This is a genomic window from Pseudoalteromonas rubra, assembly GCF_005886805.2.
Taxonomy (GTDB): domain Bacteria; phylum Pseudomonadota; class Gammaproteobacteria; order Enterobacterales; family Alteromonadaceae; genus Pseudoalteromonas; species Pseudoalteromonas rubra_D.
In genome coordinates this window covers 4,053,297-4,074,394 of sequence record NZ_CP045429.1, presented here as the reverse complement: position 1 = coordinate 4,074,394, position 21,098 = coordinate 4,053,297, and the positions used below count along the sequence as shown (strand labels likewise).

The 21,098-nt window shown below is 40.7% G+C and carries 19 protein-coding genes and 1 pseudogene; 19 read left to right on the top strand and 1 reads right to left on the bottom strand.

The features are described from left to right. Positions 1-173: 173 nt before the first annotated feature. The 19 genes and pseudogenes from CWC22_RS17475 to CWC22_RS17385 form a co-directional block, all read left to right on the top strand. Positions 174-989, top strand: coding sequence for a mechanosensitive ion channel family protein (locus tag CWC22_RS17475; protein ID WP_010383629.1), 816 nt, complete (start codon positions 174-176; stop codon positions 987-989). Positions 990-1,010: 21 nt separating this feature from the next. Further along, positions 1,011-1,811 (top strand): DUF481 domain-containing protein, encoded by an 801-nt coding sequence (locus tag CWC22_RS17470; RefSeq protein ID WP_125558939.1) that lies wholly within the window; start codon positions 1,011-1,013, stop codon positions 1,809-1,811. A gap of 125 nt (positions 1,812-1,936) precedes the next feature. Then, positions 1,937-4,555 carry a polysaccharide biosynthesis/export family protein gene (locus tag CWC22_RS17465; protein ID WP_138537434.1) on the top strand — a complete coding sequence of 873 codons (2,619 nt, stop codon included), beginning with the start codon at positions 1,937-1,939 and terminating at the stop codon, positions 4,553-4,555. A 17-nt stretch (positions 4,556-4,572) separates the two neighbouring features. Next, a complete protein-coding gene (locus tag CWC22_RS17460) occupies positions 4,573-5,520 on the top strand; it encodes a hypothetical protein (RefSeq protein ID WP_171045021.1) in 948 nt (315 codons plus the stop codon). A gap of 26 nt (positions 5,521-5,546) precedes the next feature. After that, positions 5,547-6,485 carry an exopolysaccharide biosynthesis polyprenyl glycosylphosphotransferase gene (locus CWC22_RS17455; protein WP_326838517.1) on the top strand — a complete coding sequence of 313 codons (939 nt, stop codon included), beginning with the start codon at positions 5,547-5,549 and terminating at the stop codon, positions 6,483-6,485. Next, positions 6,485-7,228 (top strand): glycosyltransferase family 2 protein, encoded by a 744-nt coding sequence (locus CWC22_RS17450; RefSeq protein ID WP_125558947.1) that lies wholly within the window; start codon positions 6,485-6,487, stop codon positions 7,226-7,228. Before CWC22_RS17455 ends, CWC22_RS17450 begins: the two co-directional genes overlap by 1 nt. A gap of 13 nt (positions 7,229-7,241) precedes the next feature. Next, positions 7,242-8,099, top strand: a complete 858-nt coding sequence (locus CWC22_RS17445; protein ID WP_171045022.1) for a glycosyltransferase family 2 protein — start codon at positions 7,242-7,244, stop codon at positions 8,097-8,099. Between the two features lie 2 nt (positions 8,100-8,101). After that, positions 8,102-9,064: an EpsG family protein gene (locus tag CWC22_RS17440; RefSeq protein ID WP_125558951.1), complete on the top strand. Its 963-nt coding sequence runs from the start codon at positions 8,102-8,104 to the stop codon at positions 9,062-9,064. Positions 9,065-9,116: 52 nt separating this feature from the next. Continuing rightward, positions 9,117-10,295 carry a glycosyltransferase family 4 protein gene (locus CWC22_RS17435; protein WP_138537444.1) on the top strand — a complete coding sequence of 393 codons (1,179 nt, stop codon included), beginning with the start codon at positions 9,117-9,119 and terminating at the stop codon, positions 10,293-10,295. A 1-nt stretch (position 10,296) separates the two neighbouring features. Further along, positions 10,297-10,821, top strand: a complete 525-nt coding sequence (locus CWC22_RS17430; RefSeq protein ID WP_138537446.1) for an acyltransferase — start codon at positions 10,297-10,299, stop codon at positions 10,819-10,821. Positions 10,822-11,325: 504 nt separating this feature from the next. Beyond that, positions 11,326-12,384 (top strand): dTDP-glucose 4,6-dehydratase, encoded by a 1,059-nt coding sequence (gene rfbB / locus CWC22_RS17425; RefSeq protein ID WP_125558957.1) that lies wholly within the window; start codon positions 11,326-11,328, stop codon positions 12,382-12,384. Positions 12,385-12,396: 12 nt separating this feature from the next. After that, positions 12,397-13,272, top strand: coding sequence for a glucose-1-phosphate thymidylyltransferase RfbA (gene rfbA / locus CWC22_RS17420; RefSeq protein ID WP_138537448.1), 876 nt, complete (start codon positions 12,397-12,399; stop codon positions 13,270-13,272). A gap of 3 nt (positions 13,273-13,275) precedes the next feature. Beyond that, positions 13,276-14,718, top strand: coding sequence for a lipopolysaccharide biosynthesis protein (locus CWC22_RS17415; protein WP_138537450.1), 1,443 nt, complete (start codon positions 13,276-13,278; stop codon positions 14,716-14,718). 2 nt (positions 14,719-14,720) lie between these two features. Continuing rightward, a complete protein-coding gene (locus CWC22_RS17410; RefSeq protein ID WP_125558963.1) occupies positions 14,721-15,809 on the top strand; it encodes a DegT/DnrJ/EryC1/StrS family aminotransferase in 1,089 nt (362 codons plus the stop codon). Beyond that, a complete protein-coding gene (locus CWC22_RS17405) occupies positions 15,806-16,582 on the top strand; it encodes a formyltransferase family protein (protein WP_138537452.1) in 777 nt (258 codons plus the stop codon). The genes CWC22_RS17410 and CWC22_RS17405 overlap by 4 nt, the downstream gene beginning before the upstream one ends. Next, complete coding sequence (locus CWC22_RS17400) at positions 16,551-17,468, top strand: 1-aminocyclopropane-1-carboxylate deaminase/D-cysteine desulfhydrase (protein ID WP_125558967.1); 918 nt, start codon at positions 16,551-16,553, stop codon at positions 17,466-17,468. The genes CWC22_RS17405 and CWC22_RS17400 overlap by 32 nt, the downstream gene beginning before the upstream one ends. Then, the gene (locus CWC22_RS17395) at positions 17,469-18,482 is read left to right on the top strand and encodes an ATP-grasp domain-containing protein (protein WP_138537454.1); all 1,014 of its coding nucleotides are present in this window, start codon (positions 17,469-17,471) and stop codon (positions 18,480-18,482) included. 27 nt (positions 18,483-18,509) lie between these two features. Beyond that, on the top strand, positions 18,510-19,634 hold the full coding sequence (locus tag CWC22_RS17390) for a TDP-N-acetylfucosamine:lipid II N-acetylfucosaminyltransferase (RefSeq protein WP_125558971.1): 1,125 nt from the start codon (positions 18,510-18,512) through the stop codon (positions 19,632-19,634). 87 nt (positions 19,635-19,721) lie between these two features. Further along, a pseudogene (locus tag CWC22_RS17385) lies at positions 19,722-19,971 on the top strand (UDP-glucose 6-dehydrogenase); the annotation flags it as partial. A 38-nt stretch (positions 19,972-20,009) separates the two neighbouring features. On the opposite strand, the gene CWC22_RS17380 reads toward CWC22_RS17385, so the two are convergent. After that, a protein-coding gene (locus CWC22_RS17380; protein ID WP_230090589.1) for an IS3 family transposase occupies positions 20,010-21,088 on the bottom strand; the annotation gives its coding sequence in 2 pieces (ribosomal slippage) (positions 20,010-20,836 and positions 20,836-21,088; 1,080 coding nt in all). Between the last annotated feature and the right edge of the window lie 10 nt (positions 21,089-21,098).

Genomic DNA, 21,098 nt, shown 5'->3' with positions numbered 1-21,098 from the left:
AACACCTTTGCTGGTGTGGCGCGCATAATACATAAAAACACGGGCTTTGCAAAGGGTTAAATTGAAAAAAATCTCAAAGAAGTTTGTTGAGTATCCTAATCTGTAAAGCGAATATTCATACTGGCGGAGTACACTCACCCCGCTATCTCACTCAAGTGCACACAGGAGTCACTATGGAATCAATCGTTCATTGGGTCGATGATAACTCTTCTCTTATCATTCACTATCTTTTACAGGGGCTATTAGCGCTTGTTATCTTCTTTGTAGGTATGAAACTGGCAAAGCTTGCTGCAAACCTCACAGAAAAGGCGTTTAACAAGCGTAAGGTAGACAAAGCCGTTGGCGCGTTTGTCGGCAATATCGCATACAGCATTGTGTTTGCAGCAACCTTACTTATGGCGCTTTCACAGGTTGGCATAGAGACAACCTCTTTTGTGGCCATTCTCGGTGCTGCTGGTTTGGCAATCGGCTTAGCATTGCAAGGCTCGTTGTCGAATTTCGCTTCTGGTGTTTTGATTATTATTCTCAGGCCATTTAAGTCTGGAGATTATATCGAAGCGGGTGGTAAAGGGGGCAGTGTACAGCGTATTGAGATCTTCTCTACTGAACTGAGAACACCGGATAACAAGGTTATCATCATGCCAAACTCAGCGATTATGTCGGGTGCAATCGTCAACTACTCTCGTGAGAAAACACGACGAATAGACTTGGTTATCGGGGTAAGCTATGAGGCTGATCTCAGAGAGGCAAAAAATGTGTTAAAATCCGTGCTGGACAAAGATCAGCGGATCCTGAAAGAGCCCGCTTATACAGTCGCTGTACTAGAAATGGCGGATTCAAGTGTCAATTTTGTTGTGCGCCCTTGGGTGGCGACTTCTGATTATTGGCCCACTTACTTTGACCTTGTAGAGAATATAAAATTAGCATTGGATGATGCTAATATCGAAATTCCATTCCCACAAATGGATATTCACCTTCACAAAGACTAATTAATGACAGGTTTATAGGCAATGAAATTAAAATTATTATCTCTGTGCGTATTGGCAGCGATTAGCACGAATGTTGCTGCAGAAGAAGCCCCTGCAACGAAGCCAAAACAGGAAAAAGCCTGGGATATCACCAGTGAAGTGGGGGCCATTATTACCAGTGGTAACACCGAGACCACAACACTCAAAGGTGCGCTTAAAGCCAAGCATAACCTTGAAAACTGGCGTAATGAATACAAACTGGACGGTATCTATAAGGAAGATGAAATCGAAAATGATGATGGTGAACGCATCAGCGAACGCACCAATGAGAAGTACTCTGTGTCTATGCAGGGTAACTATAAGCTGACCGAAGACCATAGCCACTTGTTTATCTATGGCTCGTACGATTCTGATTACTTTGGTGCTTATCGCAGTGAAACCGTTGTATCGGTGGGTTACGGTTTACGCCTATTGAGCCTGGACACTATGTACCTGGATGCTGAAATTGGTCCGGGTATGAAACGTTTTGAGTATCAGGACGATAGTACCGAGGTTGATGAGAATGGTAACCCGCTTGCTGGCACCACAGATAATGAAGTGATTGGTGTTGCCAAGGTAGACTTTGAGTGGCAGGTATCCGATAACGCCCGTTTCACGCAAGTGGTTGGGGTGGAGTACGGTGATACCAATACTAAAACAACGTCTGAATCAGCATTGATGACTAAAATTAACGGATCTTTGCAGATGAAGGTGGCGTACAATATTACTCATAACTCAACAGTCGACGAAGGCAAAGAAAATACCGATACGGAAACATCTTTGACCTTGGTTTACAGCTTTTAACAAAGCTTGTACTTAAATTCACAAAGAAAATACTAAAAGGGGCGAAAGTCCCTTTTTCTATTGGCGACTATTCGTGTAAAATATCGAATCTTTTTTATCTTTGTACAACTAGTAGCAGGTTTGGAATGTTCTTAAAGCGCTTTTTTGCACTAATGACACTCGTTTTTAGTTCTATTATTTTGGCATTTAACCCAACACCAGAACAAATAGCACAATTTAAGAAACTGCCAGAAGAACAGCAACAGGCGCTAGCTAAGCAATATGGTGTAGATATTTCCACACTTGGTTCTGCCACTACTTCGGGGGCAGTAAACCCGCAAACTAAAAAAGAAAACATAAATAGCATACTACCGAGAGACATCGAGCGAGAAGAGGAAGAGGTGGTTGAAGACCCCTTGAAACCTAAGGTGGAGGAACTAGAGCCGTTTGGTTATGACTTATTCTCTGGTGAGCCAACTACTTTTGCTCCAACAGAGGCAGTTTCGGCTCCTCAAGGTTATATCATTGGTGTTGGTGATGTTATTTCGGTCAACCTCTACGGTAAAGAAAGCCATTCTCATCGTGTTATTGTGGATGGTGAGGGCATGCTAAGTATTCCTGACTATTCACCCGTGAGTGTTGCTGGCCTGACCTACAGTGAATTAAAAAAATTGCTTCAAGAGAAAATAAAACGTGAGGCAATTGGTTTAAATGCTTATGTGTCGCTTGCAGAACTTCGCTCTATTCGAGTCATGGTTGTAGGCGAAGCCTATAAACCTGGTAGCTACGTGCTTTCCCCACTGTCTACGGTTACTCACGCGCTGTTTGCGAGCGGTGGTTTGAGTGATATCGCATCGTTACGGAGTGTACAGGTTAAACGTGACGGTAATGTTGCAGCTGAGCTTGATTTATATGATTTGCTTTTAAGAGGTGATAGTGCAGGCGACATCACACTGCGCGATGGAGATGTTGTTTTTGTACCATCTGTTGGCCCTCAGGTTAAAGTCGAAGGAATGGTTAGAAGAGCTGCTATTTTTGAATTAAAAAATGGTGAGTCTGCACAAGAACTTAAGCAGATGTTTGGGGGGTTTAAAGCTGAGGCTTACCTAAAGAAAGTTCAGGTTAATCGTGTTGTTGACAATGCTGTCAGCAGTGCGTTATCTGTTGATTATCGAAATGCATCTGAAACAACCTATGTGCCTCAAGGAGGCGATCATATTAAAGTGATGCCTGTCGGAGAAACGATTGTCGATTCTATTACACTGATAGGTGCCGTGACTCGACCAGGTCACTATCAGTGGAAAGACGGCATTTCGGTAGATCAGATCCTGACTAATTTAAAAACGGATTTGCTACCGCAAGCGGACTTAGAATACGCCATTATTGTTCGGGAGCGAGATCAACTCAGTAATATTGAAGTACTGCAGTTTTCAATAAACGATGTGCTCACTGGCAAAAAAGTGATGCTTCAAAAGAATGATAAGCTGTTTATCTTCAGTCGCTTCTCTTCTGCGCTTGAAGAAGAAGAGGTGCTTGTAAACTTAGCACTTACAGCAGAGCAAAAGAGCTTACAAGAGAAGGTGAAGCTTTGGCATTTGTACGAACACAGCCAATTCGAGCAAAAAGTATTATTTGGTCTTAGCCTTGACGAGAAGTCAGTTGGAATTAAAGAGCGCTACTTAGAGAAAAAAGCAGCAGGCCTGGCGCCTTTTAGCCGAGAGCAATTATTAGCCCCTATAAACTTAAAACTACAACAACAGGCGAGTGTTGGCAGTCAGGTTGCAACCTTTGAGGTACTCGGTAAAGTTAAATTCCCAGGTATCTACCCTCTGGCTGAAAATGCCACAATTGAAGATGCAATTGATGCTGCAGGCGGCTTGCTTGAGTCAGCTTATGCTGAGTACTTTGAGCTTACTCGTTACGCTGAGACAGGAGAAATATCGAACCTCCGTCTGGATTGGAACGCAGAAACGGCTGAAGAACGCTTACAAAGCCGAGACACGGTAAATATTCTGACAAAGCCAAATTGGCAAGAAAGTTATCGCGTTAGTTTGCAAGGAGAAGTTAATTTTCCTGGTACGTACAGTGTTAAACGAGGTGATACGTTACATAGTTTGATCCAAAGAGCGGGCGGCCTTACAGGCTTTGCAGAGCCCAAAGCCGCGATCTTGACTCGCGAATCGCTTAAAGAACAAGAAGAGAAACAAATAGAAACGCTGTCTGAAAACTTGCGCAAAGATCTAGCCGCCAGAAGCATGCAAAAATCAGTTTCTAGTGCTTCATTGAGTTATTCAGACATGAACAAGATAATGGCCGATCTCTCAAAAGTTGAAGCAGTTGGGCGATTAGTAATTGATTTGCCTAGAATCCTATCAAAGATGGAAGATGTTGTTTTGCAAGATGGGGATACATTATATGTACCTGTATTGCAGGATTCTATCTCGATTATCGGAGAGGTGAATTACCCGTCAGCGCACTTATTCAGAAAAGGGATCAGTTTGGATGAATATATCGATCTCAGCGGTGGTATGAAGGATAGGGCTGAAGAAGATCAAATTTATATCATCAAAGCGAATGGTTCAGTTGTATTGCCAAGGAAGTCGAGCTGGTTCGCAGTTGAAGATCATCAGGGTGGGCTAGAAGCCGGAGACACCATTGTAGTGCCTATGGACTCCTCACATATGGACAACTTTACTCTCTGGAGCACGGCAACCCAAATCGCCTACCAGTTAGGTATCGCACTTGCCGCTATTACTAGTCTTTGATGCAAAGGTATTTCAATATGCAGGACAATAATATCACCGCGAAAAGTTACCTCGATGAAGAGGTTGATTTTATAGACTTGATATATTTCATACTGTCTAAGTGGCAAATCATTCTATGTGTATCTGTGGTTGCGTTTGTTGCAACCTATTTGGGGGTCTCTCAGTTACCAAACGAATACAAAAGTGAAGTTCTGGTGTCACCTGTATCATCTGCTAAGTCTTCTCCGAGTAACAGTGCAATTGGCGGTTTAGCTGCTTTGTCAGGGATTAACTTGGGTGGGGGAGATGATAAGACACAGTTGGCTCTTGCTACGTTAGAAAGTAGGAAGTTCATTGTTGACTTTATTAACGAGCATAATTTAAAGCCGGCATTTTGGGCTGCAACAGGTTGGGATCAAAGCAATAATGAACTGACTTATGATGATGAACTCTATGATAATGACAGCAAAAGCTGGAAAGAAAGTGAAGATGGGCTAAGCTTCGAGCCAAGTGATTTACAAGTCTATGCAGTCTTTTTAAAGGATTTTTTCACTATAACTCAAGATAAAGATTCGAGCTTTGTGACAATTACCTTGACGCATTATTCTCCGCTTTTCGCTAAAGAAACATTGGATAAGCTGGTTGACTATGTAAATCAATATTTCAAATACAAAGAAATAAACGATGCGGAAAAGAGCATAAGCTATTATCAAAATCGAATCGAAACCCAAGCTCTCGAGTCGTTGAATCAAGTGCTTTATAAGTTAATCGAAGAAGAAGAGAAGAAGAAAATGATGGCTACAACAAGAGAAGAGGCGATGTTTGAAGTAGTTGATCCGCCTTTTATTGCTGAGTATCCATTTTTTCCCAGAAAAGGCCTTTTTTCAGTGCTGGCTGCTGTGGCTGTGCTCGTTCTAACATCTTTAGTACTAATGCTTAGATATATACTTATAACTTTGTCTAACCAGCGTAGCTGTCAGAAATAGTTTAGTGTAGGTAGGAGTTATATATCTTGAAGAAATTACCGTTCAGATCTACGGCATTTAAAGCTCGTAACCAAGGCACTGTCTACCTATATAGCCCGGAAGATCGGATTGAGGTACTCAGCAAACTATTAGAAGGCTGCGGATTTAAAGTGGTATTTAATGATTATACCGTTACCTCATTCGAGAATAAGGTGCTATGTCATTATGAGTCTAGCCGCTTGGAAGCTAAGCAAAACCTGTTTCTTGTAGAAGCGACAGAGTATGGTGCTTGGGTAGAACCTTTGGTGAGCTATTTAGATGAAAGAAATGGTTATACTGAAGTAGATTTATTGCATAGCAGCTATTTTTTGCACCAAAAATCATTCACTATTCTGTCGTCTAAACGGACGCAAGTTGTAAAGCGCACTTTAGACATACTGTTTTCGTTTTTCTTGCTTGTCTTGACTATCCCTATTGCGTTGATTACGGCAATATTGATTAAGTTGGAGAGCCGTGGTCCGGTACTTTATAAACAACAAAGGACTGGACAGTATAACCAAGAGTTTCACGTAATAAAGTTCAGGTCTATGCGTCAGGATGCTGAAAGTAATGGCGCACAATGGGCATCAAAGTATGACTCGAGAGTTACTCGCGTGGGTAAATTCATTCGTAGGACCAGAATTGACGAGCTTCCTCAGCTTATAAACGTGTTGAAAGGAGAGATGTCTTTGGTCGGCCCTCGTCCAGAACGAGAAGTATTCATTAAAGAATTGGAAAAGAGGATCCCCTACTACCGTTTTCGCCATGCGGTAAAGCCAGGTGTAACTGGGTTAGCGCAGACGTCTTATCGTTATGGTGAGTCGGTGGAAGACGCTGTGTGGAAGCATAAATATGATATCCATTATATCAAACATCATCGAACTCTGACTGATCTGAAAATTTTATTAAAAACGGTGAAAGTTGTCATTTTTGGTATGGGCCAGTAATGACTCCTTTAGTATCTATTATAATGCCGAGCTATAATGCTGAAAAATTCATAGATGAGGCGATAAATTCAGTTTTAAATCAGTCTTATGAGTATTGGGAATTATTGATTACCGATGATAACTCACAAGACGGTACGCAGAGTATTCTTGAAAATTATGCTTCTCAAGATCCGCGTATCAAAGTGCAAATCCAAACAGAGAATCAGGGAGCGGGAGTCGCGAGAAATAATGCCATCTCTCGAGCTAAAGGTGATTTTATTGCGTTTCTAGATTCGGATGATATGTGGCACCCCGATAAGTTAAAAATTCAGCTGAACTATATGCTTGAGCATAAGGTTGATTTTACTTATACGGCCTATCAAAAGGTAACGCATGGCAAACTGGCTGGCACGGTTGTGCCTGTTGAATCTGTAACACGCTCTGAGCTGTTAAAAAGTAATGTAATTGGTTGCTTAACGGCGGTGTACAATGCAAAACGTTTAGGCAAGTTCTATATGCCTAAGATACGCAAACGCCAGGACATGGCATTATGGTTGAAGATATTAGAAAAAACGCCTAAAGCGCATTGTATAACTCAAGTACTGGCATTTTATCGTACCGATGTTGGCATGAGTCAGAATAAGGTGGAAATATTGAAATGGCAATGGCGTTTGTATCGCAACGAGGTTAACTTGGGCTTATTAAAATCCTGCTACTATTTCCTCCATTATGCCATCAAAGGCTTTGCAAAAAGTCGCAAATAGGTTGTCTTCTACAATGCAGCTAATCTCTGTCATTATTCCATTTTATTCAAAGAATAGCGGGCTACTAATCAAATCCGTTAGAAGTGCGCTGAATCAATCTTACACACATCTTGAAGTCATTGTTGTTGATGATTGCTCACCATGTAAAGCGGAAGATGAGCTTTCCTCATTGCATGATCCAAGGCTTAGGGTAATCCGACATGCAACGAACTCTAATGGCGCCACCGCGAGAAATACCGGCGTGGAAGCAGCGTCTGGAAGTGTTATTGCATTTTTAGACTACGATGACGAATGGTATCCTGAAAAATTAAATAAGCAGTTGAGCTTGCTAAACGAGAAAGGCTTAAACCACGTTATCTATAGCCGGTGTAAAATTATTGAGCCATCAGGCAGAACATTCACTAGACCACGACGTGCCATCTCCCAACATGAAAGGGTTGGTGATTATCTATTTGTTGCATGTGAGATAATTCAAACGAGTGGCATAATGTTATCTGCTAGTTTAGCTCAGCGTGTTCAGTTTGATGATCTAAAGCGTCATCAGGATTATCAATACTGTTTGGCTTTGGAACAGGTTGGAGCAACTTTTACATTACTTGATGAAGTTGTATATGATTTTGTTCAGATCCCCAAGCTAAACGACTATTTGTTCTCTGCTATGTGGTTAGAAAATTACTCATCATACTTGTCAGATGAAGCAAACAAAGGTTTTAAGAAAATAGTTATATTACGAACAATAATAGCGCACAAAAAGTATATTGAAGCATTGCTCTATTCTGTGAAAAACAATATAACTACAAGCTTTTTTTCCATTTTTTTAAAGAAAGTGGTTAAAGGTGCGTTACCTAGTGTTATTTTGGAAAAGCTTTAAAAATGCGCGTCAGTAGATTTGTCAAAGTGGAAAGTATAATCAGCCTTTTCGTCGGGTTGATTGGTGTTTCATGTGTATTTGCCTTGATGAACTATGATAGAGCACTAAATGTAGACTACAAAAATTACGAAAGTAATTATAATAATGATTGGCATCAATTTGAGCTAGGTTTTGAGTTTTTGGCTGACTTCTTTCAGTTCTTTTCTTTGAGCTTTGAAACCTTCTTTATGTCAGTCCTTTTTTTAATAGCAATATTGCTGTTTTTTCTTTATAGAAAACCCGCGATAATGCTCTTTGCATTGCCTAATTTGATATTATCTTCTCAGGGTTTTATTGGTACGCAGCTTCGATACTCATTAGCTTGTATTATCTTTGTGATTGTTTTTAGGAAATTTCACAATAGTAGGCTCATATATATTTTAGCACCTATCACTAGCGTTTTTCATTTTGGAGTGATACTTGGTGCTATGTTTGCAATCTATCAAAAACTTTTTTTTGGCGTATCGAATGGATTGAAGTCTAAAAAGAATGTGTTTTTTAGTTTGGCTTTTGTACTAGGTTTAATATTGCTAAAGTTGGTTATAGAGTATCTTTTAGTGAGCTTTGGCTATTCTTATTATGTGGGTACAAAGTACAATGTCGGACGCTCTCTGGCGGGTACTCTGTACTTAATAATCGCACTTTTTTTTATTGTTCTTTTACTAGTAAGTAAGGTAAAGATAGTATATCCAGAACTTGTCTTCCTTTCCTTTTTTGTTGTAATTTTTAGTATTGTGATTAGCGATTTCACTGTGATATCTGGACGATACTATAAACTTTATTTGTTGTTAGAGCCTTTCTTGTTGTATGCGTTTTACAAACAAGTAGGGCGTTATTATAAAGGTGTGCCATTTTGGCTGCTTTTCTTAGTATTGTCTCTCTCTAAGTTAAGTACATTAAACTTAACCTTTAGTCTAAATTTCTAGCCGTGCTAAGGGTTATACACCTTTATTTCCATATTGAGTAAGTGGGTTTTTTATGAAAATTGTAGCTTTTGTAGGTGAAACTTTCGAGTATTATGATGGCTATTGTTATACAAAGCCAACATCGGCGGCATTTTTGCAAGATCTTGTTGGTAAAGACAATGTTTATGTCTGTTCACCTATGAAGGAAGTTTCTGAGCAACCGACTACATTTAGTACCAAGGTGGCGCATTCTCACTTCTACCCTTCGCCAGCATATAAATCCACAAAAGACTTCACACTGAAATCAATTACTAAAGCTGGGTACTTAAAAGCGTTCCAACAAAGTGCAGATAAAGTGATTGCGGAGCACCCTGGTGCGTATTTTTGGATCCGAACTCCTTCGATGGGGAGTATTGTCTTTGGTCTGCAAGCGCTTAAAGCCGGTGAAAAAGTTATCCATCATATGTGCGCCGATGCTTCAAATACGTGGCGTGGTAAAAAGTATAAAGGAATAGAGAAGCTGCTCGGTTTTCTATTATCAAGGCTCATTCGTTGGCAGCTAAGAAAGATTTGTAAACACGAAAACACCATTAATTTGTGCACAGGTGACGTGCTTGAGGACTTTAGCCGTACGCACTCCCCTAGTAATACTCACCAATTTGTGGATGTTATGGTGAAACAGCCAGAATTGATAAATGCACCATCGCCGTCTAATCAGGAAAGGCTTAATTTACTTTTTGTTGGACGTATTGTCGAAGATAAAGGGGTTTTTGATTTACTGGAGGTTGTTTACCGCCTAAAAGGTAAAGTAGCGGCAACGATAGTTGGTGGTGGGCCGGAGCTTGAGTCAGCGCAACGGATGTCTAGTAAGCTGGGTCTGGAAAATCAAGTAAGGTTCATGGGTCAGCTTAAACACTCGGAGCTTTCGAAACTATACGATGCTTCGGATGTCGTGGTTGTGCCTTCAAATAATCATTACGAGGGTTTTCCGAGAGTTATAATGGAAGGGTGGTCTCATCACAAACCGGTTATTGTATCCAACGTTGGTGGTGTTAAGGCGTTTGTAAAAGATGGTGAAAATGGATTGATTTTTACACCAGGTTCCAGAGATGAACTTTATAGCAAGCTCGAAAACTTATTATCTGATGATGCACTATTGAATAAGCTAACAAGTGGTGCAAAAAGTATGTCTGAAATATCCCTCCAGAATTACTGGTTACAGCAATTGAATAGTATTTTAGAGGTGAGGTAGTATGAAGCACAAGGGGTTGCTGTTATATACTTGGTTCATTCGTTTGTTTTTAGGGTGGTTACCAGATATTCCTTTCATCATGAGATTTCGGGGAGCATTATATAGTTTAGGGATGCCGGTGTGTGGCAAAAATTTTCAGGTTTCTTCCAATGCGATAATTAGAAATCTTGAAAACTGCTATTTTGGTGATAATGTTTATTTGGCGCCCTTCGTCGTTGTAAACGCCATAGATAGAATAACCTTAAATAATGGTGTTATGATAGGCTTTAGTAGTGTATTAGTTTCCGGGAATCATACACTGAAAAATGGCTCATTTAGATATGGTAAATCGGATACCAAGCCAATTTCTGTGCATGAGGGAGCTTGGGTCGGAGCAAACTGCACACTAACCGCTGGGTCCGTATTACCACAATCATCTTTACTTGCAGCTAATTCTGCTCTGACTAAAGAGATGACAGAAGATAATTATATCTATGGTGGAGTTCCTGCTAAGCCTATTACGGCTATAAAAAGTAGCTCTACATAATATTTTAGTCTTTATGAAAAGCGGAATTTTCACTTTTTAAGCTAGGATTATCTGAGATAATCAATAGGATGCTTTATTGACTTGGATTCCGTGTTGTTATAGGTTTTTCTAACCTAAAAAAGCTTGTTGTAATTGTACTTACGATTACTCTGAGCTAGCCTTGGCGGACCAGTTTTTCATTTCAACCTGTGTTTTGGTTTGCCTAAATAAGAATTGGTGTATCAATTCCCTCTTTATGGAAACGCCTTACGAATTCTGCGGTTTATTAGTTGAATATGCAGCTTTAGATTGGCTCGAAAAGCTTAACGGGTAGCATGTACTGCTATTTTTTATTACCAGCAGTTTTTTATGTCGTTTCCGTAGTATGGTAAAAATCACTTTGATTTTACGATATTAAACAAACTGTTAGCGGTATTTTGGCTATTATTTCAAGCATTTTTCATTGCGAGGGTGACATTGAAAAAGGTATAATTCCCTTTTAGTTTTTTGGCACGAGGTAAAAGCATGAAGCTACTTGTCACGGGGGGGGCTGGGTTCATTGGTTCAGCGGTCGTTAGGCACATAATCAATGAGACAACAGATTCAGTAGTGGTACTAGATAAGCTGACATATGCAGGAAACCTTGAGTCACTCGCTGATGTCTCTTCAAGTGAACGTTATAGCTTTGAACTGGTTGATATTTGTGATAAAAATGAGCTTGACCGTGTGTTTGCTCAACATCAACCTGACGCAATAATGCACCTCGCTGCAGAAAGCCATGTCGATCGCTCGATAGATGGTCCCAAAGAGTTTATCGAGACAAATATCATTGGCACGTATCAATTGCTTGAAGCTGCCAGACTCTATTATCAAGCATTGAGTGATGACAAAAAGTCAGAATTTCGCTTCCATCATATTTCAACTGACGAAGTGTATGGCGACCTGGAAGGCCCAGAAGACCTATTTACAGAAGAAACACCTTATGCGCCAAGCTCGCCTTATTCCGCATCAAAAGCATCCAGCGATCATTTAGTGCGTGCCTGGCATCGTACTTTTGCTTTACCCACAATTGTAACTAATTGCTCGAACAACTATGGGCCTTATCACTTTCCTGAAAAGTTAATTCCGTTAATGATACTGAATGCGCTAGAAGGCAAGTCTTTACCTGTGTATGGCAATGGGTTGCAGGTACGTGATTGGTTATATGTTGAGGACCATGCCCGAGCATTATATAAAGTGGTTACAGAAGGGCACGTAGGTGAGACGTACAACATTGGCGGTCACAATGAGAAAGCCAATATCGATGTTGTTAGAACTATCTGTGCGTTACTTGAAGAGTTGGTGCCCACTAAGCCTGATGGTGTTGCACATTATTCAGATTTGATTACCTATGTTAAAGATCGCCCAGGCCATGATGTACGCTATGCTATTGATGCGAGCAAAATTGCAGATGAGCTTGGTTGGGTACCTCAGGAAACTTTTGAATCGGGTATTCGAAAAACGGTTATGTGGTATTTGAACAATCAAGCGTGGTGGACCCGTGTCCTCGATGGCTCTTATTCACGAGAGCGCTTGGGAGTATAATTAGAGTAAGTTATGAAAGGTATTATACTAGCCGGTGGTTCCGGTACCCGTCTTTATCCTATTACCATGGGTGTTTCTAAACAGCTCCTGCCTGTTTATGACAAGCCTATGATTTATTATCCGTTGTCAGTTTTGATGCTGGCTGGTATCAAAGAGATTCTTTTGATCACGACACTTGAAGACCAGAGTAGTTTTCAGCGCCTGCTTGGTGATGGTACACAGTTTGGTATCAACCTGGAGTATGCTGTTCAGCCTTCACCAGATGGTCTTGCCCAAGCGTTTATTATAGGTGAATCCTTCATTGGCGAGGACGATGTTTGTCTGGTCCTTGGGGATAATATTTTTTATGGTCAGGATTTTACACCCAAGTTAAAGAACGCTGTAGCGAAAGCCAAGAATGGAGAGGGGGCAACTGTATTTGGCTATCAGGTCCACGATCCTGAGCGTTTTGGGGTGGTTGAGTTCGATGAAAATAAAAAAGCGATCTCAATAGAAGAAAAGCCTGAAAAGCCTAAAAGCAACTTTGCCGTAACTGGGCTGTACTTTTATGATAATCAGGTTGTAGAACTCGCGAAGCAGGTTAAACCGTCACATCGTGGGGAGTTAGAAATTACCTGTTTGAACGAGTTATATTTGAAGCGCAATAAACTGAATGTTCAGTTACTTGGCCGTGGCTACGCCTGGTTAGATACTGGTACGCATGAAAGTCTCCTTGAAGCGGCGCACTTTGTGGAGACGATCGAGAAACGGCAAGGATATAAAATTGCATGCTTGGAAGAGATCGCCTTTAACAAGCAGTGGTTAAGTAGAGAAGAAATCGCCGCAAAAGCTAAGTTGCTGTCAAAGAATGGCTATGGCCAATACTTGTCTGATTTGCTTAAAGCCTGATTTATGTCGGAGTTACAATCTCAGGCGGCTTCAGGTATTAAGTGGAGCGCAATAGAGCGACTTATTACTCAGCTTGTACAACTGCTTATTATGCTTGTCCTGGCGCGCCAGTTGGGCCCCCAAGCGTTTGGTTTGGTAGGCATGCTGGCTGTGTTTCTGGCAATTAGCCAGGTATTTGTTGAGAGCGGCATGGGTGCCGCTCTTATTCGAAAATTAGATCGTACTGAACAAGACTTTACGACCGCTTTTTATTTCAACATCGCCGTTGGTGTGTTGTGTTATCTTTTACTATACATTGGTGCGCCTTTTATTGCTGACTTTTATCAGCAGCCCCAACTCACCAACCTGCTTCGCTGGCTCGCACTTGTTATTATTATTCATGCCTTTTCATTGGTGCCAAAAACGATGCTCACCATTGATATGGATTTCAAAAAGTTGGCGGTTGCTTCTTTTGGTGCTGTTACGATAAGTAGTGGCGTTGCGTTGGTGTGTGCATATCAGGGGGTCGGAGTGTGGTCGCTTGTCGCTCAATCTCTCAGCTATGCGTTTAGCCATATCGTGATTCTCAACATTGTCAGACCCTGGACGCCGAAAAGAAGGTGCTCCAAAGATTCATTCAATTATTTGTTTGGCTTTGGATCTAAATTGATGTTGGCGGGGCTACTAAATGGTATTTACCAAAATATATACCAAATCATTATTGGTAAGTACTATAGTGCGGTGCAAGTGGGATATTTTACACAAGCTAATCAATTAGTAAAAACACCAGCTATGACTATGACGACGGTAATTCAGCGGGTAACTTATCCTATGCTAAGTCGGATTCAGGACGATATAGAGCGCTTGAAGGCCGCTTATTTAATAACACTTCAACTTGCTGCGTTAGTTGTATTCCCATTGTTGATAGGGTTAGCTGTTGTTGCCGATCCTCTAATACCTTTAATGCTGGGAGAAGTCTGGCGACCGGCAGCTGAACTGGTTCCGTTTATCTGCTTGGCGCTTACCTTATACCCGATCCATGCAATTAATCTCAACATGTTACAGGTTAAAGGGCGAGCTGACCTGTTTTTGAAGCTCGAGGTTGTTAAAAAAGGCATCACAACCGTTATATTGATTTGTACAGTGCCGCTGGGCTTGAAGGCGATATGCATAGGTATGGTTGTTCAGTCTTGTATCGCATTTTTTATCAATTCTTACTACAATGGTAAGCTAAACGCCTTATCCGTTATGGACCAACTCAGAACACTACTCTTAATCTTTTTAATGAGTAGTTTTGCCTGCGGTGTCGCTTGGTATGTGTCTACCTTGATTTCAGAACTTGATTGGGTAAGAGTAGTATTTACAATGCTCTTAGCTACTTTCATATACATAGTAAGTGTTCGCTACCTTCAACCTCGATTATGTAGCTATATTGTTAAAAGCTTTTTCGCAAAGAAAGAAAATTGATCATGGATAAAATTACCGTAACTTCACCGCTTCTGCCTCCTCTGGAGGAACTGACACCTTACTTAGAAGATATTTGGCAGCGTAAATGGCTGACAAACAGTGGTCATTATCATCAGGAGTTGGAAGCTGCATTATGTGAGTACCTGAATGTGCCTTATGTTAGCCTGTTTTCAAATGGGACTCTGGCACTTATCACAGCATTACAATCTTTAGGGTTGAAAGGTGAAGTAATTACTACCCCATACACTTTTGTGGCAACGGCACACGCCATTAATTGGAATGGACTCACACCAGTTTTTGTTGATATAGATCCCGATACATATAATTTGGACGCAGGTCATATCGAAGCTGCTATCACAGAGCGCACATGTGCAATTGTGCCTGTTCATGTCTACGGTATGCCATGTAACAATGAAGCCATCGAAGCCCTTGCTCAAAAGCATAATCTTAAGGTGATTTACGACGCAGCGCATGCATTTGGTGTAACTGAGAATGGGCAGTCGGTATTAAACTACGGTGATTTATCTATATTAAGTTTCCATGCAACTAAGGCATATTCCACAATTGAGGGTGGTGCTGTGGTATGCAAGACTCTGGAGCAAAAAGAGCAGCTGGATAAACTCAAGAACTTTGGGTTTGAATCGGAAAGTGTAATTAGTCAATGCGGTATCAATGCAAAGTTAAATGAAGTGCAGGCGGCATTTGGCCTTGTAACGCTGAAGCATATTGATGACGCAATAGAGAGACGAAAGGGGGTTGCGTCTTTCTACTATGAAAAACTAGGCTCCGTTGAGGGCATTAAGTTATTGACGCCTGAAGACAATATCTCATGGAATTATTCGTATTTTCCTATATTCATTGACGAAACAGCGTTTGGAAAAAGTAGAGATGAGCTGTTTTCTTTGCTCAAGGAAAATAACATTCTAGCTAGAAAGTACTTTTATCCACTGGTAACTGATTTTGAATTATATCATTCATCAGAACAAGAGTTTCCTTGTGCAAAAAAAGTATCCGAGCAAGTGCTTTGTTTACCAATCCATGCTGATTTATCCACCGAAGATATGGAACTCATTGTGGGGTTAATTCTATGAAGAAGGTTGTGATATTTGGGGATTTGCCAATCGCGACTAAGGTTGCGAAGTTTATTTCACAACACGATGGTTGCGAAATTTCAGCAGTCGTTATTGGTAATGAGAATCCGACAAACAACGACCCGTGGGATGATGAGCTTCTGCTTGAATACGCAAGAGCTAAATCCATACCTATTCTATCTCTCGATGAACTGAAGAAAACAGAACAAAGTTTTGACCTGGGAATCAGTTGTCGGTTTTCTAAAATAATTAAAAAAGAAATTATCGATAGATTCGGCGTAGGTATTGTTAACTTTCATGGTGGGCTCTTACCTGAGTTTGGTGGGCTTTACAGTACTGTGCATACAATTATATCTGGTAGCAATATTGGTGGTGGTACGCTGCACTGGATAGATGAAGGGATAGACACTGGTAATATTCTAAAGAGATGCGAGTTTAAGGTACAAAACAGTGATACAGGTTACGATCTCTTTGTTAAAACGCAAGTTGCCCTACTCGAAGGTTTTATAGAAATATTTGAAAGTATTTTGAATGGTACTGCAATAGAGACGCCACTTAGCGAACTTATAGAGAAAGGGTATGTGTCTAGGTACTACAATAAAGATAGCCTTAATGGGTTGAGATATATCAACCTGGAAAACATAGACTCTGATGCCTCCTTGAGAATTATCAAAGCGTTCACTTTTAAGGATTATCCCTCTGCCTATACTAAAATTGGAAATAGTAAAATAAAGTTATCATATGAGAAAACCGATGACCCCGTTAGTCTATAGCCCAATGGCTTCCCGTAAACTGGGTGTTAATGTTTACCTGAAACGCGACGATTTATACCCTATCTCGGGTGGTGGTAACAAAGGTCGAAAGGCAGAGTATATCCTCTCCAAGTGTCTAAGCGATGGTTGCAACGCTGTAGTCACTTGTGGAGGGCTGCAATCAAACCATGTGAGAGCAACAGCTATAAAGTGCCGAGAATTGGGTATTGAGTGCACAATAGTCATTCACAGCTCCCCAGTTTCTCGATCGACAGGTAACCTCAAGTTGTTGGAGTTATTAGGCGTAAACGTCGTATATTGTGAAATGTCTGATGTATCCGATGTCATGGATAGAGAAATGGATCGCTTTAAATCAAACGGGTTAACTCCATTCTATATTTGGGGAGGAGGGCATTCATACGAAGGTACCTTAGCCTTCTTTGATGCTGTCAAAGAAGTTGAATGTCAATCCGATGTAGACTTCGACTCTGTTTTTGTTGCAAGTGGAACTGGTGCTACCCAAGCCGGTTTGCATTGTGGGTTTAAATCCTTTTTCCCTAAAACCAAAGTATATGGCATTAGCGTTGCCAGAGAACAAGCGCGAGGCACAGAGGCTGTACGGCAATCTGTTGAGGAATTCATAGAAAAGTATGGTTTAGATAAAACCTACTCAAATGATATTTTCTTTACAGATCGATATCACTTCGGTGGTTATGAAAACAGTTCTGAATTATTAACGTCTAAAGTTATAGAGGTTGCTAGAAGCACTGGCATTGTTCTCGATCCAACCTATACCGGGAAAGCCTGGTTTGGTATGGAAGATATGATTAAATCAGGAAACTATACGAGCCAAAGTAATGTTTTATTTTGGCATACAGGTGGACTATTAAACTTGATGGCTTGTTAAATGAATATATTATTGACTTCGGTTGGGCGCAGAACATACCTTGTTGAATACTTTAAGGAGGTTCTCTCTTCATTAGGGGGAGTTGTACATGCCTCAAATAGCATTGATACATATGCAATTCGGCAAGCTGATAGATTTACGATTACGCCTAATATATACAGTGAAGACTATATCGACTATTTGATTGAATACTGTAAAGAAAATGAAATCGATATGCTTATATCCCTTTTTGATATAGATCTTCCTGTTTTAGCAAAGAATAAGTCGAAGTTTGCTAATAATGGTATTCAGGTTGTTGTGTCAGATCAGCATGTGATTGATACCTGTAATGATAAGTGGAAAACATATGAGTTTTTGACACAGAATGATATTATTACACCGAAAACCTTTCTTAATCTTGAAACTGCATTATCCGCGCTAGATGAGAAAAGCTTGAATTTCCCCCTTATCGTTAAGCCTCGTTGGGGGATGGGGTCAATAGGAATATATAAGGCAGAAAACCGTGAAGAGTTAGCTGTTTTTTATAAAAAAGTATTGAATGATATTAAAAATTCTTACTTGAAATTTGAATCTCAGGCTGCTTTGGAAGAGTCAGTTTTAATCCAGCAAGCTATTTTGGGAGATGAATATGGGGTTGAGGCGATTAACGACCTATCTGCTAATTTTGTCACTAGTTTCGTTAAACACAAAATAGCAATGAGAGCTGGAGAAACGGATCAAGCCGTCACGCTTGACAACCCGCACCTCGCTGAAATTGGCCAACGTATCGCTGAAAAACTAGCTCATATTGCAGTCCTTGACATCGATTTTCTCGAGCAGGATGGGCATTTTTATGTGCTCGAGTTAAATGCTCGGTTCGGTGGTCAGTATCCTTTCTCACATTTAGCGGGTGCCAATATTCCTAAGCAAATAATTGAGTGGGCTATGGGCAAGGGCACTTCAAGCACGAATATCACGGTCATACCAAATGTTCGTGCTGGGAAAGAGCTCGTTCCGGTTATAATCAGCAAATAAACATTTAATAACTTAAGTATGTGATAGATGAAAATTGCTCACTTTATTCATGATGAAAAATTCCCTGATTTCGCTTACATACAGTTTGAAGCGGCAGCTCCAGGTTGCTCAGACTACTTTATTGTGGGCGAGAAACGAGAGCTAAAATACGTAAAAAAAATTGAACCTAAATTCATACCTGCAAAGTCTTTTTCGGATGCCGCTTTTCTGAAAAAGCTAGCAGGCTATGATTTGATAGTTTTACATTCACTCACGATGTTCAATAAAAGGTTGGTATACAACCTTGATAAAAACATAAGAATTTTATGGGTAGGAATGGGTTATGATTACTATAGCTTGATCAATGGTGAATTGGTTCTACCTAAAACCCACTCGATATTGAATAAAGGAAGTTTTCAAGGTAACAATACTTTCCTGGCTTTGAAGTCAAAGCTAAAGAAAGTATTGAAAATTGAAGTAAGTTGGAGCTATTTGTTAGAGAGGATTGACTACTTTTCACCTGTGCTCTACGGAGAGTATACTAAATTACAGTCTTTATATCCCTTAATGAATTGTAAGTTCATAGATTGGAATTATGGTAGTACGTGTAATGTGTTAAATAGCCTAAAAGACGTTAAGGTATCTGGAAATAGTGTGCTACTCGGTAACAGTGCAGCCCCTCCTAATAATCACATTGAAGCGCTGGACGTACTTCACTCCCTTATGGGCAATAAAAGAACAGTTTATCTCCCACTTTCATATGGTGCCTCATCTAAAGTGAGAGATAAAATTATTCACTACGCTAGAAACTTAGATCTCGATATTGAACCATTGACTGAATTTATGGAGCAGACTGAGTATTTTAAGCTTATTTCTGAGTGTTCACATGTCGTTATGAATCATTGTAGGCAGCAAGGTGTTGGTAATATTGTTGTTGCTTTGTATTTAGGAAGCAGAGTTTTTGTCAATGAGAAGAATGATGCCTACAGTCACTTTAGGGATTTGGGATGTGTCATACATACCATGGCTGAACTACAGAACTCTCCGGAGCTCCTTTCAGTTGACTTAGATGAAAAGTCAAAGCTTAAAAATAGGGAGATTATCGAAAAGGAAATTAGCTTTAGTCATGTACAAGGGAAAACGAAGAAGCTCATTGCACAGTGTATTGACTGAGCCGAGCCAGGCTTCAGTGGTCATACTTTTAAAGATAGTGGTTACTTCTTTGTTCTTTGAGTATTTTTAGAGTCGGAAACTAGCAAAATGAATATAGTGGTAGTAGGTACAGGTTATGTCGGCCTGTCGAATGCAATGTTATTGGCACAACATTGCGATGTTGTCGCTTTGGATATTGTTGAAGAACGTGTCTCTAATGCTCAACTCGAAGTTTTCTCCCATCGCCGATGCAGAAATCACTGAGTTTCTGCAGTCAAAAACACAGCCGTTTGTCGCTACGACGGATAAAGCTAGCGCTTATGAACATGCAGACTTTATTGTTATTGCAACACCCACATGTAACTCCACCCAACCTAGTACAGCTCATTAGTAGAATTATGCAGCCTCAAGATAGCCAACTGGAGTCATGTCTTCCAGCGCATCGTGAGGCCTTTCATAATTGTAAATTTCTAACCATTCATCTGTGATTTCGCGTACTTGTTGTAGTGAATCGAACAGATATAAATCTAATACTTCTTCTCGATAACTGCGATTAAAACGCTCCACAAATCCATTCTGATAAGGACTACCTGGCTGAATAAACTCTAGCTTCATATTTTTTTTCTGAGCCCAACTCTCCAACAAGCTGGATGTAAATTCAGGTCCATTATCAACCCTTATTTGCGACGGCTTTCCTCGCCAGGCAATCACTCGTTCAAGCGTTCTGATAACCCGCTCTGTGGTCAAACTGGTATCGACTTCGATGGCCAGTGCTTGCCGATTGTAATCATCAATAATATTTAATGTTCTGAAGCGATGTCCAAAGCTTAAAGCATCGCTCATGAAATCCATAGACCAAGAATCATTGTGCTTTTCCGGCGTACTCAATGGCTCTGGACTGCGTGTCGGAACACGGCGCTTTCCTTTTCGTCTCAAGTTGAGCTTTAGCATATTGTAAACTCGTTCAACACGCTTCTTGTTCCATGTTTTGCCCTGATGCCGCAGCCGTTTAAACAACTTAGGCAAACCCCAGCGAGGGTGACGCTCTACAAGCAATAGCAACGCATCGATTACCTCATCATCTGGTGGCCGTTTGTGCGTGTAGTAATAGACACTTCGATTTAGTCCTGCAACCTCACAAGCAAGTGCCACACTTACCCCAAACTGCTTAAGGAAATGCTCAACCCACGCTCTACGCCTGCTTGTGCTCACAGCTTTTTTGCAACGATTTCCTCAAGCATAGTGTGTTTCAGGCTCAGTGTTGCAAACATGTCCTTGAGCTTGCGATTCTCTTCTTCAAGCTCTTTCAGACGCTTTACATCCGACGCTTCCATGCCGCCATATTTGGAGCGCCATTTATAAAGTGTGCTCTGTCCAATTCCATGTTTTCGGCAAAGATCTGGAACCGATACGCCCGATTCAGCTTCTTTGATCATGGCAACAATTTGTGACTCGGTGAACTTGCTTTTTCTCATCGTAAAACTT

Excerpts from the sequence above, each read along its gene's own strand:
- CWC22_RS17475 (WP_010383629.1), top strand. The coding sequence starts at position 174 with ATGGAATCAATCGTTCATTGGGTCGATGATAACTCTTCTCTTATCATT.
- CWC22_RS17470 (WP_125558939.1), top strand. The coding sequence starts at position 1,011 with ATGAAATTAAAATTATTATCTCTGTGCGTATTGGCAGCGATTAGCACG.
- CWC22_RS17465 (WP_138537434.1), top strand. The coding sequence starts at position 1,937 with ATGTTCTTAAAGCGCTTTTTTGCACTAATGACACTCGTTTTTAGTTCT.
- CWC22_RS17460 (WP_171045021.1), top strand. The coding sequence starts at position 4,573 with ATGCAGGACAATAATATCACCGCGAAAAGTTACCTCGATGAAGAGGTT.
- CWC22_RS17450 (WP_125558947.1), top strand. The coding sequence starts at position 6,485 with ATGACTCCTTTAGTATCTATTATAATGCCGAGCTATAATGCTGAAAAA.
- CWC22_RS17445 (WP_171045022.1), top strand. The coding sequence starts at position 7,242 with ATGCAGCTAATCTCTGTCATTATTCCATTTTATTCAAAGAATAGCGGG.
- CWC22_RS17440 (WP_125558951.1), top strand. The coding sequence starts at position 8,102 with ATGCGCGTCAGTAGATTTGTCAAAGTGGAAAGTATAATCAGCCTTTTC.
- CWC22_RS17435 (WP_138537444.1), top strand. The coding sequence starts at position 9,117 with ATGAAAATTGTAGCTTTTGTAGGTGAAACTTTCGAGTATTATGATGGC.
- CWC22_RS17430 (WP_138537446.1), top strand. The coding sequence starts at position 10,297 with ATGAAGCACAAGGGGTTGCTGTTATATACTTGGTTCATTCGTTTGTTT.
- rfbB (WP_125558957.1), top strand. The coding sequence starts at position 11,326 with ATGAAGCTACTTGTCACGGGGGGGGCTGGGTTCATTGGTTCAGCGGTC.
- rfbA (WP_138537448.1), top strand. The coding sequence starts at position 12,397 with ATGAAAGGTATTATACTAGCCGGTGGTTCCGGTACCCGTCTTTATCCT.
- CWC22_RS17415 (WP_138537450.1), top strand. The coding sequence starts at position 13,276 with ATGTCGGAGTTACAATCTCAGGCGGCTTCAGGTATTAAGTGGAGCGCA.
- CWC22_RS17410 (WP_125558963.1), top strand. The coding sequence starts at position 14,721 with ATGGATAAAATTACCGTAACTTCACCGCTTCTGCCTCCTCTGGAGGAA.
- CWC22_RS17405 (WP_138537452.1), top strand. The coding sequence starts at position 15,806 with ATGAAGAAGGTTGTGATATTTGGGGATTTGCCAATCGCGACTAAGGTT.
- CWC22_RS17400 (WP_125558967.1), top strand. The coding sequence starts at position 16,551 with ATGAGAAAACCGATGACCCCGTTAGTCTATAGCCCAATGGCTTCCCGT.
- CWC22_RS17395 (WP_138537454.1), top strand. The coding sequence starts at position 17,469 with ATGAATATATTATTGACTTCGGTTGGGCGCAGAACATACCTTGTTGAA.
- CWC22_RS17390 (WP_125558971.1), top strand. The coding sequence starts at position 18,510 with ATGAAAATTGCTCACTTTATTCATGATGAAAAATTCCCTGATTTCGCT.